Annotated in this window: 14 protein-coding genes; 7 read left to right on the top strand and 7 right to left on the bottom strand. The window is 69.0% G+C overall.

What is annotated here, in order from left to right:
* The first annotated feature begins 57 nt into the window (after positions 1-57).
* Genes HUW62_RS39045 through HUW62_RS39060 form a run of 4 tightly spaced genes read left to right on the top strand, consistent with a single transcriptional unit; the run spans position 58 to position 3,418 of the window.
* Positions 58-1,479, top strand: a complete 1,422-nt coding sequence (locus HUW62_RS39045) for a sensor histidine kinase (protein ID WP_163863692.1) — start codon at positions 58-60, stop codon at positions 1,477-1,479.
* On the top strand, positions 1,479-2,255 hold the full coding sequence (locus tag HUW62_RS39050; protein ID WP_240356194.1) for a response regulator: 777 nt from the start codon (positions 1,479-1,481) through the stop codon (positions 2,253-2,255). The genes HUW62_RS39045 and HUW62_RS39050 overlap by 1 nt, the downstream gene beginning before the upstream one ends.
* 3 nt (positions 2,256-2,258) lie before the next feature.
* Positions 2,259-3,008 carry an ATP-binding protein gene (locus tag HUW62_RS39055; protein ID WP_163863690.1) on the top strand — a complete coding sequence of 250 codons (750 nt, stop codon included), beginning with the start codon at positions 2,259-2,261 and terminating at the stop codon, positions 3,006-3,008.
* Positions 3,008-3,418: a response regulator gene (locus HUW62_RS39060; RefSeq protein WP_174456961.1), complete on the top strand. Its 411-nt coding sequence runs from the start codon at positions 3,008-3,010 to the stop codon at positions 3,416-3,418. The genes HUW62_RS39055 and HUW62_RS39060 overlap by 1 nt, the downstream gene beginning before the upstream one ends.
* Before the next feature lie 7 nt (positions 3,419-3,425).
* On the opposite strand, the gene HUW62_RS39065 is transcribed toward HUW62_RS39060, so the two are convergent.
* Both HUW62_RS39065 and HUW62_RS39070 read right to left on the bottom strand, forming a co-directional pair.
* Entirely contained in the window at positions 3,426-4,004 is a 579-nt protein-coding gene (locus HUW62_RS39065) for a carboxypeptidase-like regulatory domain-containing protein (RefSeq protein ID WP_163863688.1), read from the bottom strand.
* Positions 4,005-4,129: 125 nt separating this feature from the next.
* Positions 4,130-4,543 (bottom strand): nuclear transport factor 2 family protein, encoded by a 414-nt coding sequence (locus HUW62_RS39070; protein WP_176437307.1) that lies wholly within the window; start codon positions 4,541-4,543, stop codon positions 4,130-4,132.
* 191 nt (positions 4,544-4,734) lie between these two features.
* Here HUW62_RS39070 and HUW62_RS39075 point away from each other — a divergent pair, with 191 nt between their 5' ends.
* Together HUW62_RS39075 and HUW62_RS39080 are read left to right on the top strand one after the other, a co-directional pair.
* Positions 4,735-5,820, top strand: a complete 1,086-nt coding sequence (locus tag HUW62_RS39075; RefSeq protein ID WP_176437308.1) for an aldo/keto reductase — start codon at positions 4,735-4,737, stop codon at positions 5,818-5,820.
* A 349-nt stretch (positions 5,821-6,169) separates the two neighbouring features.
* Positions 6,170-7,885 (top strand): AgmX/PglI C-terminal domain-containing protein, encoded by a 1,716-nt coding sequence (locus HUW62_RS39080; RefSeq protein ID WP_176437309.1) that lies wholly within the window; start codon positions 6,170-6,172, stop codon positions 7,883-7,885.
* Between the two features lie 26 nt (positions 7,886-7,911).
* Here HUW62_RS39080 and HUW62_RS39085 read toward each other — a convergent pair whose 3' ends face one another.
* The gene (locus HUW62_RS39085; protein ID WP_176437310.1) at positions 7,912-9,336 is read right to left on the bottom strand and encodes an MATE family efflux transporter; all 1,425 of its coding nucleotides are present in this window, start codon (positions 9,334-9,336) and stop codon (positions 7,912-7,914) included.
* A gap of 209 nt (positions 9,337-9,545) precedes the next feature.
* Between HUW62_RS39085 and HUW62_RS39090 the strand changes: the two genes are divergently transcribed.
* A complete protein-coding gene (locus tag HUW62_RS39090; RefSeq protein WP_163863679.1) occupies positions 9,546-9,878 on the top strand; it encodes a hypothetical protein in 333 nt (110 codons plus the stop codon).
* On the opposite strand, the gene pdxA is transcribed toward HUW62_RS39090, so the two are convergent.
* From pdxA to HUW62_RS39110, 4 genes are all read right to left on the bottom strand, one after another.
* A complete protein-coding gene (pdxA, locus tag HUW62_RS39095; RefSeq protein WP_176437311.1) occupies positions 9,802-10,824 on the bottom strand; it encodes a 4-hydroxythreonine-4-phosphate dehydrogenase PdxA in 1,023 nt (340 codons plus the stop codon). The two genes, HUW62_RS39090 and pdxA, sit on opposite strands and share 77 nt — an antisense overlap.
* A 33-nt stretch (positions 10,825-10,857) precedes the next feature.
* Positions 10,858-11,826 (bottom strand): peptidylprolyl isomerase, encoded by a 969-nt coding sequence (locus HUW62_RS39100; RefSeq protein WP_176437312.1) that lies wholly within the window; start codon positions 11,824-11,826, stop codon positions 10,858-10,860.
* 66 nt (positions 11,827-11,892) lie between these two features.
* Positions 11,893-12,882, bottom strand: a complete 990-nt coding sequence (locus HUW62_RS39105; RefSeq protein ID WP_163863673.1) for a peptidyl-prolyl cis-trans isomerase — start codon at positions 12,880-12,882, stop codon at positions 11,893-11,895.
* Between the two features lie 74 nt (positions 12,883-12,956).
* Positions 12,957-13,967: peptidyl-prolyl cis-trans isomerase (locus HUW62_RS39110; RefSeq protein ID WP_255203906.1), on the bottom strand; the 1,011-nt coding region annotated here is incomplete at its 5' end.

Raw genomic sequence — 13,967 nt, forward strand, 5'->3', positions numbered from 1 at the left:
CGCTGTCTACGGTTGCGCACTGGAGGAACCGCCCGAGGCCCGGGCCACGAACACCCCATGAAGCCCACGGAGGATGCCAGCGGCCCGACGGTGGCACTGAAGGAACGCGCCGTTCTGCTGTTCCACGAGCACCTGACCACGGTGCGACGCCGCACGGACCGCCTGTTCGCGGGCCTCATGCTGGCCCAATGGGCCTTCGGCATCCTCGTGGCCCTCTTCGTCTCGCCCTATGGCTGGGAGGGCAAGGACCGCGCCCTCCATGCCCACGTGTATGCCGCGCTCTTCATCGGCGCGGCCCTCACCGTGTTCCCCATCGCCCTGGCGCGCTGGCGCCCCGGGGCCATCCCCACCCGCCACGGCGTGGCCCTGGCGCAGATGTTGTGGTCCTCGCTGCTCATCCACCTGACGGGTGGCCGCATCGAGACGCACTTCCACATCTTCGTCTCGCTCGCGTTCCTCTCCTTGTATCGGGACCCGTGGGTGCTCCTGACGGCCACGGTCGCCACCGTCGCGGACCACATCATCCGGGGCCTGGTGTGGCCGGAGTCGGTGTACGGCCTGCCCCACGTGGAGTGGTGGCGCTTCCTGGAGCACGCCCTCTGGGTGGGCTTCCTGAACCTGGTGCTCCTGCACGCGGGCCGGGTGATGCGGCGGGAGATGCGCGAAGTCGCCGTGCGCCGCGCGGAGCTGGAGCTGGCGCGCGAGCGCGAAGAGGACAAGTCCGCGGAGCTGGACCGCGCGCTGCGCGAGCTGAGTGGCTTCCAGGAGCACCTCATCCGCGTGGAGAAGCTGGCCGCGGTGGGTCAACTCGCCGCCAGCGTGGGTCATGAATTGCGCAACCCCCTGGCCGCTGTGCGCAACGCGCACGCCTACCTCTCCCGACGACTGAGTCGAGATGCCATCGGGGCCGCGGATGACCCACGGGTCCCTCAGTTCCTCGGGGTGATGGAGCGCGAGCTGGGCGCGTGCGCGAAAATCATCTCCGACCTGCTCGACTTCGCGCGCGAGCGGCCACCGGCGCTGCAGCCGTGTCCGTTGCGACCTCTGGTGGACGAGGCCATTGGCGTGGTTCCCTCTCGGGACGGTGTCCGCATCCTCAACGAAGTCCCCGAGTCGCTCCCCGTGCCGAGCCTGGACAAGGAGCAGTTCCGTCAGGTGCTGGTGAACCTGGTGCAGAACGCGGTGGAGGCCATGCCCCAGGGAAGAGCGGGTCAGGTTTCAGTGCTGGCGGAAGGCGGCGACACGGGGCCGTGGGCCATTCGCGTGGTAGATGACGGGACGGGCATCCCTCCGGACGTGCTGCCCAAGATTTTCGAACCGCTTTTCACAACCAAGACGCGTGGCACCGGCTTGGGGCTGGCCATTGTGGCCAACATGGTGCAACGTCACGGAGGCACAATCTCTGTGCGAAGCGAAGCCGGCCGGGGTAGTGAATTCCACATTCATCTCCCGGCAACCGCGGCGGCGCAGGCCGCATGATGGAGGACGTGGCTTTGGGCCCCGCTCGCATCCTTTTGGTCGACGACGAGGAGGGGCTGCGCATCACGCTCGCGGCGAACCTTGAGTTGGAGGGCCACACCGTTCTGGAGGCCGCCAACGGAGAGGAAGCGCTGCGCCTCCTGGGTGAGCATCCGGTGGACGTGGTGCTCAGCGACATGCGCATGCCCGGGCTGCACGGAGTGGACCTGTTGCGCCGTATCAAACAGGCGCGTCCGGACATGCCCGTGGTGTTGATGACCGCCTTCACGGCGGAGGAGCTGGTGGAGGACGCGCTCGCGGAGGGCGCCTTCACCGTGCTGCCCAAGCCCTTCGACGTGGCGCACGCGCTGGACACGATTCTGCGCGCGGCCCGGGCCCCTCAGGTCCTGGTGGTGGACGACACGGAGCCGGTGGCTCGCGCCATGGTGCGCGCGCTGAGCACGGTGGGGCTGCGTGCTCGCGCGGTGTACAGCGGCGAGGAAGCGCTGAACTACCTGCGCTCGGGCGACTTCGACGTGTGCGTGTTGGATTTGGTGATGCCGGAGATGAGCGGGCCGGAGCTGGTGGCCAAGGTGAAGGCGGCGGACCTGTCCGTGGCCGTCATCGCCATGTCGGGGCACGTGGTGCCCGAATTGTTACGAAAGGTGGCGGCGCAGGGCGCGGTGGTGTGTATGACCAAGCCGGTGCCGCTGCGGGAATTGGTGCAAGCGATTGCCCGGGTGAGAGGCCAACCCCGGGCGCAGGGGCCCCAAGGGCCCCAGGGTGCGAGGAATTGACGGATGGGCGCGCGCGCAGATCTCCAAGCGCGGGAACGGGCCGCGGTGGCGGACGTCGTCGCCTCCACGCTGCGGCATGACCTCCGCAACAAGCTGGCCAGTGTCCGCAATGCTTCGTTCTACCTGATGCGGAAGATGCAGAAGACGGACGTGTGGGGCACGGATGCCCGCGTCGAGGCCTTCTTCCAGCTCATCGACCGGGAGCTGGCGGCCGCCGAGGAGGTGCTGACGCGCCGGGCTCCCGTGGCCAGCAGCGACAAGCCCCTGTGCCACGCGAGCGAGGCGATGGAGCACGGGCTGCGGGAGGCGCGGATACCGGAGCAGGTGCGCGTGGAGCGCGACTTCAAGGCCCGGGGCACGGTGCCGCTCGACTTGGAGGACCTGGCGCTCCTGGTGCGCTGTCTGGTGGACAACGCCGTGGAGGCGATGCCGCGCGGCGGAATGCTCACGGTGCGGACGTGGGACGTTGAGGAAGGTGAGGGCGGCGTGGGCATTCGCGTGGAGGACGTGGGAGAGGGTCTGGCGGCGGAGGCGTATTCGCGTGCCTTCGAGCCCTTCTATTCGACACGTCCCGGCCATGCGGGGTTGGGTTTGAACATCGTGCAGCGGTTGGTGTTGCGCAATGGGGGGAAGGTGGCACTGGACGGAGGCCCTTCAGGGGGCACGCACGTCGAGGTCCTCTTCCTGCACCGCCCGGAGGCGGGGGCCAGGATGCGGCTCGCGGGCCATGACGAGATACGGGGGAGCAAGTGATGGAGACGAGCTGGACCTTCGGGCGCTGCCTGCTGCTGGTGGAAGATGACCCGTCCAACCGGATGACGCTCGCGGCGCTGCTGGAGGAGGCGGGCTTCGCGGTCGTGACAGCGGGCTCCTACGCGGAAGCGGAGAAGTGGCTCAACCACCCGCGGCCCATCGACGCGGTGCTGCTGGACCAGAGCCTGGGTGATGGCTTCGGCACCGGGTTGATTCCGCTGGTGCGTCACCACATGCCGGGCGCGAAGGTGGTCTTCGTCACCGGCGCGGACAGTGCCATCGACATGCCGGTGGATGCCGTCTTCCGCAAGGGTGACCATTTCGAGGCGCTCCTGGCCTTCCTCTTCAAGCTGTTGCCCCAGAGACCTCTGGGGATGTCGTCGTCCGCTCCGGGTCCGCGCAGGCCCTGAGCAAAGGTCAGCTCCAGCTCTGGCCGTCCAACTCCGGGAAGGTGACCTGGCATTCGCCGGGATTGACTCCCTCCACGCGCGCGTAGCCGTTGGCGTTGAGGGTTCCTTCGCGGGTGCTGCCGTCGGGCAGGGTCACCACGTAGCGGGCGTTGGGGACGGGCTTGCCCGCCTCGTCCTTCAGCTCGATGGCCAGCCAGGTCATCTCCTCCACCACGGCCTCTTCGCCCGGGTCCTCGGGCTGGGGCGTCCACGGCGCGGGCACGCTCCTGGGGCGGGCCACCTCCAGCGCGACGAGCTCTCCGCGTGAGAAGGCGTCGGAGAGGCGCTGCTTGAGGCGCTCCTCGTAGCGCGTGCGCTCCGGGCCCGTCAGGCCGAAGGGGCTGCCACCGCCGAGCGACTCGTAGATGCCATACAGCGTGCGCGCCGAGGGCGTGGACAGCCACCGCTCCAGGGCGGACGTGACGAACACCTCGGGCACGGGGTGGCGGTGGCGCTCCTTCGCCTCGGCGTCCACGGATGAGACGACGAGCCAGTCCGCGTTTCGTGCTGGCAGCGTCCACCGACGTTCACCGCGATTGAGCGGCATCCTGACCACCCCCCGTAGGACACAGTGTATCACCAAAGGACACTGCATGTCCGGCGCTGCGGGATTTTTCGTCTGGCTGTGCGCCGGAGGACGGGGGCGGTGTGGGTTGGGGGGCTGGCTCGGGCTCAGTCGGGAGTGGAGGGAGGCGGTGCGGGGAGGCTGTGCGCGAGGACGACCCACCAGCGACCGTCGCGACGCTGGCACACGTCGGTGAAGTGGCCCACGTCCGTGACTTCGGTGCCGTCGGGGAGCCGCACGCGGGCCCGTTGGGTGCCGGTGAGGACTCCGGTGTCGCCGAAGACGTGGGCTCTCACCGTCTCTGATTCGACGGAGAGGAGGGTGCCAGGGATGGCGGCGATGTTGGCGAGGAAGGCCGTCAGGTCCGTCTCCACGTCGCCCACGCCGCGGAAGACGAGGTCCTTGGCCATCAACCCCTGGAGCGCCTGGGTGTCGCGGGCCTGGATGGCGCGGACGATGGACTCCTCGAGGGCGAGGAGGGCACGGACGTCCTCTGACGCGTCGGTGTGTGAGGTCGTCATGGTTCGCGTTTGAGCATGTTCCAGGGGGTGAAGCCAGACAGTGGCGTCCGCTGGTCGTCAGATGCGGCCGGCTGCTGTGGCGCGGGTGTCTCTCGTCGCGTTAGGCCAGCGCTCCCTCTCGTCCGCGCCTGCTCGTCGAGTCTCCATCTCCGGGCCGTGAGGCGTGTCCTCGTCGTCTTTGGGAGTCCTCCATGTCGTTGAACCACTACGTCACGCTGGGTCGTTCCGGTCTGCGGGTCAGTCCGTTTTGTCTGGGCGCGATGACCTTCGGCACCGACCTGGGTTGGGGCAGCAGCGTCGAGACGTCCAACGCCATCATGGACCGCTTCCTGGAGCGGGGCGGCAACTTCATCGACACGGCCAATGCGTACACGCGAGGGCACTCGGAGAAAATCATCGGCGACCACCTGGGCCGATATCCGAGCAAGCGCGACAGGGTGGTGATTGCGACCAAGTTCATCAGCAACCTCTTCCCCGGGGACCCGAATGGTGGAGGCGCGGGGCGCAAGTCGATGATGGCGCAGTGCGAGGAGTCGCTGCGTCGGCTCCAGACGGGCTACATCGATTTGTATTGGATGCACTGCTGGGACGAGAACACGCCCATCGAGGAGACGATGCGCGGGTTCGAGGACCTGGTCCGCTCCGGGAAGGTCCGTTACATCGGTATCTCGGATACGCCGGCCTGGAAAGTGGCGCAGGCGCAGATGATCGTGCTGTTCCGGGGCTGGGCGCCGCTGGTGGCGTTGCAGGTGGAGTACTCGCTCGTGGAGCGGACGGTGGAGGGGGAGCTGGTGCCGATGGCTCGGGAGCTGGGGCTGGGGGTGACGCCTTGGTCGCCGCTGAAGAGCGGGGTGCTCAGTGGCAAGTACACGCGGGAGAACGCGGGGAAGCTGAAGGCGGACCGGGGCGCGTGGGCGGAGAATTCGCTGAACGAGAAGACATATGCGCTCCTCGACGTGCTTCAGCGCGTGGCGAAGGAGCAGGACACCACGGTGGCTCGCGTGGCGCTGGCGTGGGTGCAGGGACGGCCGGGCGTGACGTCCACCATCCTGGGGGCGCGCACGTTGGAGCAGCTCGACAACAACCTGGGCGCGCTGGACGTGGTGCTGAAGCCGGAGCAACTGAAGGCGCTGGATGAGGCGTCCAAGCCGAAGCTCGACTTCCCGGCGGAGTTCATCAAGGGCGCGCCCGTGTTCATGCACGGTGGCGTCTCCGTGAATGGTGTCTCCCCGCCCGTGTGGCCCCTGGCTCCGAAGGCGGACGAGGAGCGGTGGTAGTTGCTGTGCACTCACGTGTCGTGAGCGTCGTGGGGTGTACGTGCGCGTTCGGGGTGAGCGCGTGCGTGCACCTTGCACTCGCGTGGAGTGGGGATGCGGGTGGCCACGCGTCGTGCGGTGTCGGTGCGCAGGAGTGGCGTGGCTCCGTGTTTCAGGCGTGAGCGGTGAGGCATCGGACAGCGAACGCGTGCCACGGCGATGAAACGTCGTGCGCGAGACAGTCACGCTGGCGTGAGCGGGCCCCGTCCCTACGTTGCGAGCCCTGGCGCGGGAATGGCTGCGCGGTTGAAGGGGAGGGTGTGTGGGCGAGCTTCTGTCAGGAGGAGACGAAACACGGCGTACGCGGGGCATGAATCATCCCGAGGCGAATGGCTTCGAGCACGAGGAGTCGGATGAGTCGCTGAGTGTGATGGAGGCGCTGGATGGCGACCTCGACGCATACCTGGACCGGGAGCTCGCCCTGGAGCCGGAGGTCGATGGCGATGCGGCCTCCGCGTCCACGCGTGAAGCCGCGGAGGACATGCGCGCGTTGCTCGACCTGGCGGAAGAGGAGACGCGCTGGATTGCGGAGTCTCCTCGGCCCGCGTTCTCCGACGCGGAGTCCGACGAGACGGTGTCCGAGTCCGCGCCCGTGGTGATTCCGGAGTGGATGCGCGCGAACCCGGAGGTGCCCGTCGCCGAGGCCGTGCGCCTGCCGTGGGAGCACTCCAAGGTGGTGCCTCCGGAGGTGGCCCGTCGTGTCGCGGCCTCGCGTGCGATGTCCCAGAAGAACACCGCGAACGAGGTCCAGGGCCCGCTCAATCTCCAGCAGCAGCCCTGGGGCATTCCCATGGTTCCGCCCGCGCAGCAGTGGGGCGGGCCGATGGCGCCGGGTCAGCAGCAGGCTTGGGGCGGCCCGGTGGCTGCTTCGACGGCGCCGAATCGTCGTCGGGATGTGGTGTCTGGCGTTCTGCTGGGCGTCGCGGCGGTGGGCGCGCTGGCGGCGGGCATGCTCGTGGTCGCGAGCGTGCGCTTCTGGGAGCAAGGCGCGAGCGCTCCCTCGGTGCTCGGTGGTGTGAGTGCCTCGGGGAGCCCCGTGCAGGGTTCCACCGGCAACGTCGGCGCCTCGGGCCAGCTCAGCGGCGTCAGCGCCTCAGCGCAGCTCAACGGTGCGAACAACACGGGAGCGCAGATGGGTACGAACACGTCGGGCCAGACCGGAAGCACGGTGTCTTCGGGTGCCATCGGCTACTGGGCCATTCCAGGTGTCCCCACGGGCGTGGCCGACACCCACGCGATGAACCCCACCGCGCCCCAGTACACGGGCCCCCTCGTCACGACCTCGCCCGGAAGCATCGGCGACGTCGCGAACGGGCTGCACGCGCAAGGCGCGTCGACGGACCCGACGCGGGCGCTCACCTCCTTCTCGGGCCCGAGCGGCGCGGACCTGATGGCCCGTCGCGACACCCTGGCCGTGAAGTCCGGCGAGCGGCGCACGCGCACCGAGAGCGCGCCGACCCGCGCTCCCGCGAGCCCCACTCCGCCCCAGAGCGTCGCTGCGGCCTCCGCGGGCGCGGTGATGGAGATGACTTTCGAGGAGCCGGACTCCACCGAGCAGGCCACGTCCGTCCCGGTGGACACCACGGACGACCCGGACGGCGCGAACAGCACCGAGTCCGAGCTGGATGAGGAGTTCGCGCGCGAGCTGGGCTTCACGGACGAAGCGGACGAGGTGCGTGCCGCGTCCGCTCCCACCGCCACGCGGACCGTCTACGTCCCGCCCGCGCTCAACGCCAAGGAGCACCTCACGTCGGAGGACGTGAAGCAGGTCGTCGTGTCCAACCAGCCCGCCATCGCCGCGTGTCTGCGCCAGCACGCCGCTGACACGTCCACGGAGAAGAGCGGGCGCTTCGTGGTGCGCTGGTCCGTGCAGCCGAGCGGCGAGACGACGGGCGTCGCCATGGACACGGAAGCGCTGCGCGCCACGCCGCTCGCCGGTTGCATCGAGGGCGTGGTGCGCGGCTGGAAGTTCCCCGTGCACACGGTCCGCATGCAGGAGCCCATCCGCTTCCCGTTCGTCTTCTAGTCCATGGCCCGAAGGGGCGAGGCCGCTCAGGCCTCGCCCGTCTCGTGTCCGAAGACCTCGCCCGGGTTGGGCGTGGTGGGGCCCTCGGGCGGCTTCTTGATTAGGGGGCGCCGCCACCGGCCGGAGAAGTAGTAGGCCATGCTCACCACCAGCGACACGCCGAAGCTCAGCGCCATCGCAATCCACACGCCCGTCACGCTGCCCATGCGGCGCGACAGCCAGTACGCCACCGGCACCCGCACCACCCAGAGGCTCAACAGGGAGAACGCCGTCGTCATCAACGTGCGTCCCGCGCCGTTGATGATGCCGTTGCTCACGAAGATGAGCGCGAACAGGACGTACGTCCCTCCGACAATGTGCAGGTACGTGACGCCCGGCCCGATGACCGCCGGGTCCGAGACGAAGATTCGCAGCAGCGCCTCCGGGAATGTCACCGCCACCGCCGAGATGACCAGGGTGATGCCGCCGCTGAACAGGCAGCCCCACTTGAAGATCTCCTGCACGCGGTCGTAGCGGCCCGCGCCCAGGTTCTGTCCCGCCAGCGTGGAGATGGCCATGCCGAACGTCATCGCCGGCATGAACGCAATCTGGTCGATGCGCGACGCCGCGCCGAACGCCGCCGTGGCCACCTCGCCGAAGCCGTTCACGAGCCCCGTCACGAACACCATGCCGATGGACACGAGCGACTGCTGCACCGCGGCCGGCACGCCGATGCGCAGCGTCTTCAAGGTGATGGGCCCCAGGTGGGCCAGCCGAGGCCTGCGCGGCGCCACGGGCACGTCCTTCACGCGCAGGTAGATGAGCAGCGTGATGAGCGCCAGGAGCTGCGAGATGACCGTGGCCCACGCCGTGCCGTTCAAGCCCAGCTTGGGCAATCCCAGCCACCCGAACATCAACACCGGGTCCAGCGCGGTGGTGAGCAGGACGGAGCCCGCCTGGAAATACAGCGGCGTCTTCGAGTCACCCACGCCCTGCAACAGGCTGCGCGTGAGGAACAGCCCGAAGCCCAGCGGCATCGACAAGAGGAAGATGCGCAGGTAGCTGACGGACTCCGCGTGGATCTCCTTTGGCGTGTCCATCAACGTGAGGATGCTCGGCGCCAGCCACTCGCCCAGCAGCGTGAGCACCACGCCCAGCGAGTAGATGAGCACCGTGGAGCTGTCGACCACCTTGCGCAGCTCGTCCATCTTCCGGGCGCCGTAGTTCTGCGACACCAGGATGCTCGTCGCCATGGTGAGGCCCATGCCGATGGAGAACAGGACGAAGACGACGGGGAAGCTCACCGTCACCACCGCCAGCGCCTCGGTGCCCAGGAACCGCCCCACCCAGATGGCGTTGATGAAGCTGTACGCCGTCTGCAGGAAGCTCCCCATCAACATCGGGATGGAGAAGGCCACCAGGTGACGGGGGATGCTGCCCGTCGTCAAATCCCTGCCGAAAGGCGCTTTCATGTCCCGCGCCTCGTGTTCCGGATTCCCATCTGAAAAGTCCCTAGGTACCAGCCCTCACCCGCGCATGGGCCATGGAAGGAACTCGCCAGGAACCTGATGCTCCAGGTGATTCCAGGAGGGTGACGTCGTCTTTCCGGGTGTGGGCGCCCCTCGGCACCCGCGCGGGAGCTTACGGCGCTCACGGCCCATCCGCCTTATGTTTCCAGGCGATGCGCAAGCCCCCTCCCATCGAGGCCGCTCCAGGCTCCCAGCCGACCGAGCTGCACGTGTGCCACAACTGCACGGTGCGTCTGGACCCTCGCCTTGGGGGCGTGGACCTGCCGCGCCGCATCCGGGAAGCCGTGGCGGCGCGCGGCCTGGGCCCCAGCACCCGCGTGTTCTCCTCGGGCTGTCTGGGCGAGTGCCCGCTCGACAAAGTCACCGTGCTGGTGATTCCCCCGAGCGGCACGGGCTCGGAGGTGAAGCTCATCGACGCGGAGAAGGACGGCGAGGACCTGGCCGAGCACCTCGCGCGGGCGGCCGAGCGAGCTGAGCGGCCTTGAGCAGCGCCTCCGCCATGGGCACGCAGCTCGCCTGCCCCTTGCCTGCAATCGCATAGGCGGTGCCGTGGTCCGGCGACGTGCGTGGCACCGGCAGCCCCAGCGTCACGTTGACGGTGCGCTCGAAGTCGAGCGCCTTCGCGGGGATGAGTCCCTGGTCGTGGTACATGGCCAGCACCGCGTCGTACTGCTTGCCCACTTCATCGGGCCTGGCGAAGAGGCCATCCGCCGCGATGGGCCCATGCGCATCCACCCGCGCCGCGCGCGCCTTGCGGATGGCGGGGCCAATCACCTCCACCTCCTCACGTCCCAACAGGCCCCCTTCGCCCGCGTGCGGATTCAGTCCCAGCACGGCGATGCGAGGCCTGCGTCCCACCACGGGCGTCAGGCTGCGTGAGAGGAGCTTGAGCTGCGCGGTGAGCCCGTCCACCGTGAGCAGCTTCGACAGCGCGGAGAGGGGGACGTGGTTGGTGGCCAGGGCGATGCGCACGCGCGGCCCGTCCATCATCATCATCACCTCCACACCGAAGGCCTCCGCCAGCACCTCCGTGTGGCCCATGAAGGGGATGCCCGCGCGCGAAATCTGCTCCTTCGACACCGGCGCCGTGCACAGCGCGTCCACGTGTCCCGCGCGCATGGCCTCAATCGCCGCCGTCACGTAGGCGTACTGCGCCCGGCCTCCCTCGCGCGAGGGCTTGCCCGGGACGCGGTCCCTGGCGGCGAGGCGCGTCACCTCCACCACGGTGGGGGACTCGACGCGGGAGAGCGCGGAGGGCTCCACGCGCGCATGGCGACGGAAGAAGGGGAAGCGCTCCAGCGTGGGCCCGTCTCCGAAGACGACGGGGACCAGCGCGCGACGCACGGCGGGGAGCGCCAGGGCCGCGGCCGTCACCTCCGGACCGATTCCCGACACATCACCCAGGGAGATACCGACGAGGGGGAGGCTCACGGTGGCGAGCATCCCCCGCGTGGGGACGACAGGCTACATCTTCACGTCGATGCTGGCCTTCTGCTTCAACTCCGCGACGTACTGCTCCAGGAACTTGTCCGTCTTCTCCTGGAGGATCTTGTTCTCCAGCTTCGGACGCATCTCCTCGTAGGACGTCGCGGCGACGGAGCGGCGCTCCTCCACCTTCAGGATGTGCCAGCCGAAGTTGGTGCGCACCGGCTCGCTCACCTCGCCCTCCTTGAGGTTGAAGGCGACCTTCTCGAAGGCCTGCACCATGACGCCGCGCTTGAACCAGCCGAGGTCGCCACCGTCCGCGGCGCTGGGGCCCTCGCTGCGGGCGCGCGCCAGGGCGGAGAAGTCCATGCCCTCGCGACGGGCCTCGGTGGCGATGCCCTCCGCCTTCTTGCGCGCGGCGGCCACCTGCTCCTCGGTGGCCTTCGGGTCGACGGCGACGAGGATGTGGCGCGCGTGGACCTCCGAGTCCTCGCCCTCCACGCGGGCGTACTGGTTGTACGCGGCCTTCAGGTCCTCCTCGGTGACCTTCACCTTGGGGCCCACCTTCATGCGCAGGAGCCGGTCCCGGAGGATGCGCTTGCGCAGCATGTCCCGGTACGTGGTCATCGTCAGGCCCTCGGCGGTGAGCACCTGCTCGAACTGCGCCGGGTCCGTGATGTTGTTCTGCTTGCGCACGTCGTTGACCAGCTCGTCCACCTCGCCCTCGGTCGCGGAGATGCCCATCTCCGTGATTTCGGCCTCCATCAGCTTCTCGCCGATGAGGGTGTCGAGCGCCGTCTTCATGAGCTGCGCGCGCTGCTCGGAGCGCTTGCTCGGGTCTGGATCATTGAGGCGCGACAGCTCCGGCGCCGCGCGCTGCTGAACCTCCGACAGCGCGATGACGTCGCGGTTCACCACCGCCGCCACCTTGTCCACCAGCTCCGCGCGCGCCGACGTGGCGCCCCCCAGGAGCGCCGCCGCAGCGACGAATGCCACCAGCTTCTTCATTCCGTGCATCCTTCCGCACCACACCGGGCCCGTCCAACTGTCCGCCAGGCCCTCGATTCCGTCATGTCACTTCGCTGCCTGCGGGAGCGCCGCGGGCTGTCCGCGGATGGCCTGCAGCGTGGCCTCGTTCACCTGGACCTGCGCCTTCTCCCGCAGTTCCTTCTCGAAGGCGTCCTGCGCCTCCGTGCGCTTCTGCTCCATCAACTTCGCTTCCACCCACTGACGCGCCTCGGCGAAGTCCCGCTTCCGCGCGGGCTTGCGCTCCAGCACCTTGAACAGGTGGTAGCCGTACTCGGTGGACACCACGTCCGAAACCTGCCCGACCCCGAGCTTGAATACCACCTCGTCGAAGGCCGGCGGCATCTGTCCTCGGGGGAAGAACCCCAGGTCGCCTCCCACCTTGGCGTCCGCGCTCAGCGAGTACCTGCGCGCCAGGTCCGAGAACTTCTTCCCCGACTTGAGCTGCGTCTGGAGCCGGCGGGCCTCGTCCAGGCCCTTCACCACGATTTGAGCGGCGTGCACCTGCTCGCTCTCGTTCAGCTCGCCCTCGTGCGCCGCGTAGTACGCGCGCAGCTCCTCCTCCGTCACGCCCACGCGTGAATAGACGTGGCCGGCGAAGAGCTTCTCGATGGTGAGCCGGCTGGCCTCGCGCGCGCGCAGCTCCGACATGGAGAGCTGGCCCTGGGCGAGCACCTCGTTGAAGTTGCCGGCCGGATAGTCGCCCGACAGCCGCAGCACGCCCCGGTCCACCTCTTCCGGGGTGACGGTGACGTTGTTCTTCCGCGCCGCCTGGAGCAGCAGCATCCGGTGGATGTACGTGTCCAACAGCGTGCGCTTGAAGGGTTCAATCTCCTCCGGCGTGCGCTGGGAGGCCTCCGTGGAGGCCAGCTCCCGGCCCAGCTCCTGCTCGAAGTCCACGCGAGAGAGGACCTCGCCATTCACGGTGGCCACCACCGTGTCGTCAGGCGCCGATTTGACGGGCGTGTTGCACCCCTGACTCAGCGCCAGGGCGAGCACCAGGGACAGCAAGGGAGCGCGGGTGGGAGAAAGACGCATGCGCGGAGTCCTGGGGGAAGGGTGGGGGCGACTCCCAAAGGTGGGGATGGCCCCCCAAGCTGGCAAGCGGGCCCTCATGGCGCGGGCACCGTTCCCGGCAGCGGGCTCGACGGCTTGCGCATGGGGGCCTGGACGTCCACCGGCACACCGGCCAGCGCGTCCGTGTCGACCGACAACGAGAGCTGCTTCTCCACGCGCGCCAGGTACTCGCCCCACGCGCGGGTGCGCTTCTCGCCCTCCAACCGCACGCGCAGCTCCTCGCGCACGTCGTCCAGCGAGAGGTTCAGCGCCGGCTGGCGTGCGCGCAGCTTGAGCACGTGCACGCCCTTGCTCGTCGTCACCGGGTTGCTCAGCTCGCCTTCGGTCTTCAGCGCGCGGGCCGCCTGGGCGACCTCCGGCCCGTACTCTCGGGCCAGGACCTCGTCGGAGAGGAAGCGCATGTCGCCATCCAGCGGCGCCGTGCGCGGCTCCTGGCTGCGCTCACGCGCGAGCCTCCCAAAGCCTTCGAAGTCGTCCATCGGCAGGGTCTTCGCCTGGGCCAGCAGCGTGTTCGCCGCCATGTCCACCGTGTGCTTGGCGGTGGCATCGATAGAGGGCTGGGGATAGGCGAGGAAGACATGGGACAGGCGCACGGCCTCCGGGCGCACGAAGTCGTCCTTGCGCGCCGCGTACGCCTCCGCCAGCTCCGCGTCGGTGACAGTCACCGACGCCTCTTCCAGCCGTGAGCGCATCAACCGGCCCACCAGCGCGCGCCGCGTGGCCTCCACCACCTCGGGGTCGTCCTGGAGTCCCTGGGCGAGCGCGTCGCGCACCAGCAAATCAAACCGGGCCAGCGACTCCACGTACTCGCGGCGGGCGCGGGGCTCCACGTAGCGCTCGCGCAAGGCGGGGCTCATCTCCAGGAAGCGCTCGGTCAACTCCTCCGCCGTCACGGCATCGCCGCTCCAGCGCGCCACCGCCCGTCCACCCGCCCGGCGCGTGTGGCGCAGGTCCATCACCGCCTGCCCGGCGGCGGGCAGCTCCGCAGGGGCCTTCCCGCACGCGGCGGGCGCCAGCAGGGCGAGGGTGAGGAGGCGGGGGGACAG

Origin of the sequence: Myxococcus sp. AM011, assembly GCF_013372595.1 — a bacterium.
Taxonomy (GTDB): Bacteria; Myxococcota; Myxococcia; order Myxococcales; family Myxococcaceae; genus Myxococcus; species Myxococcus eversor.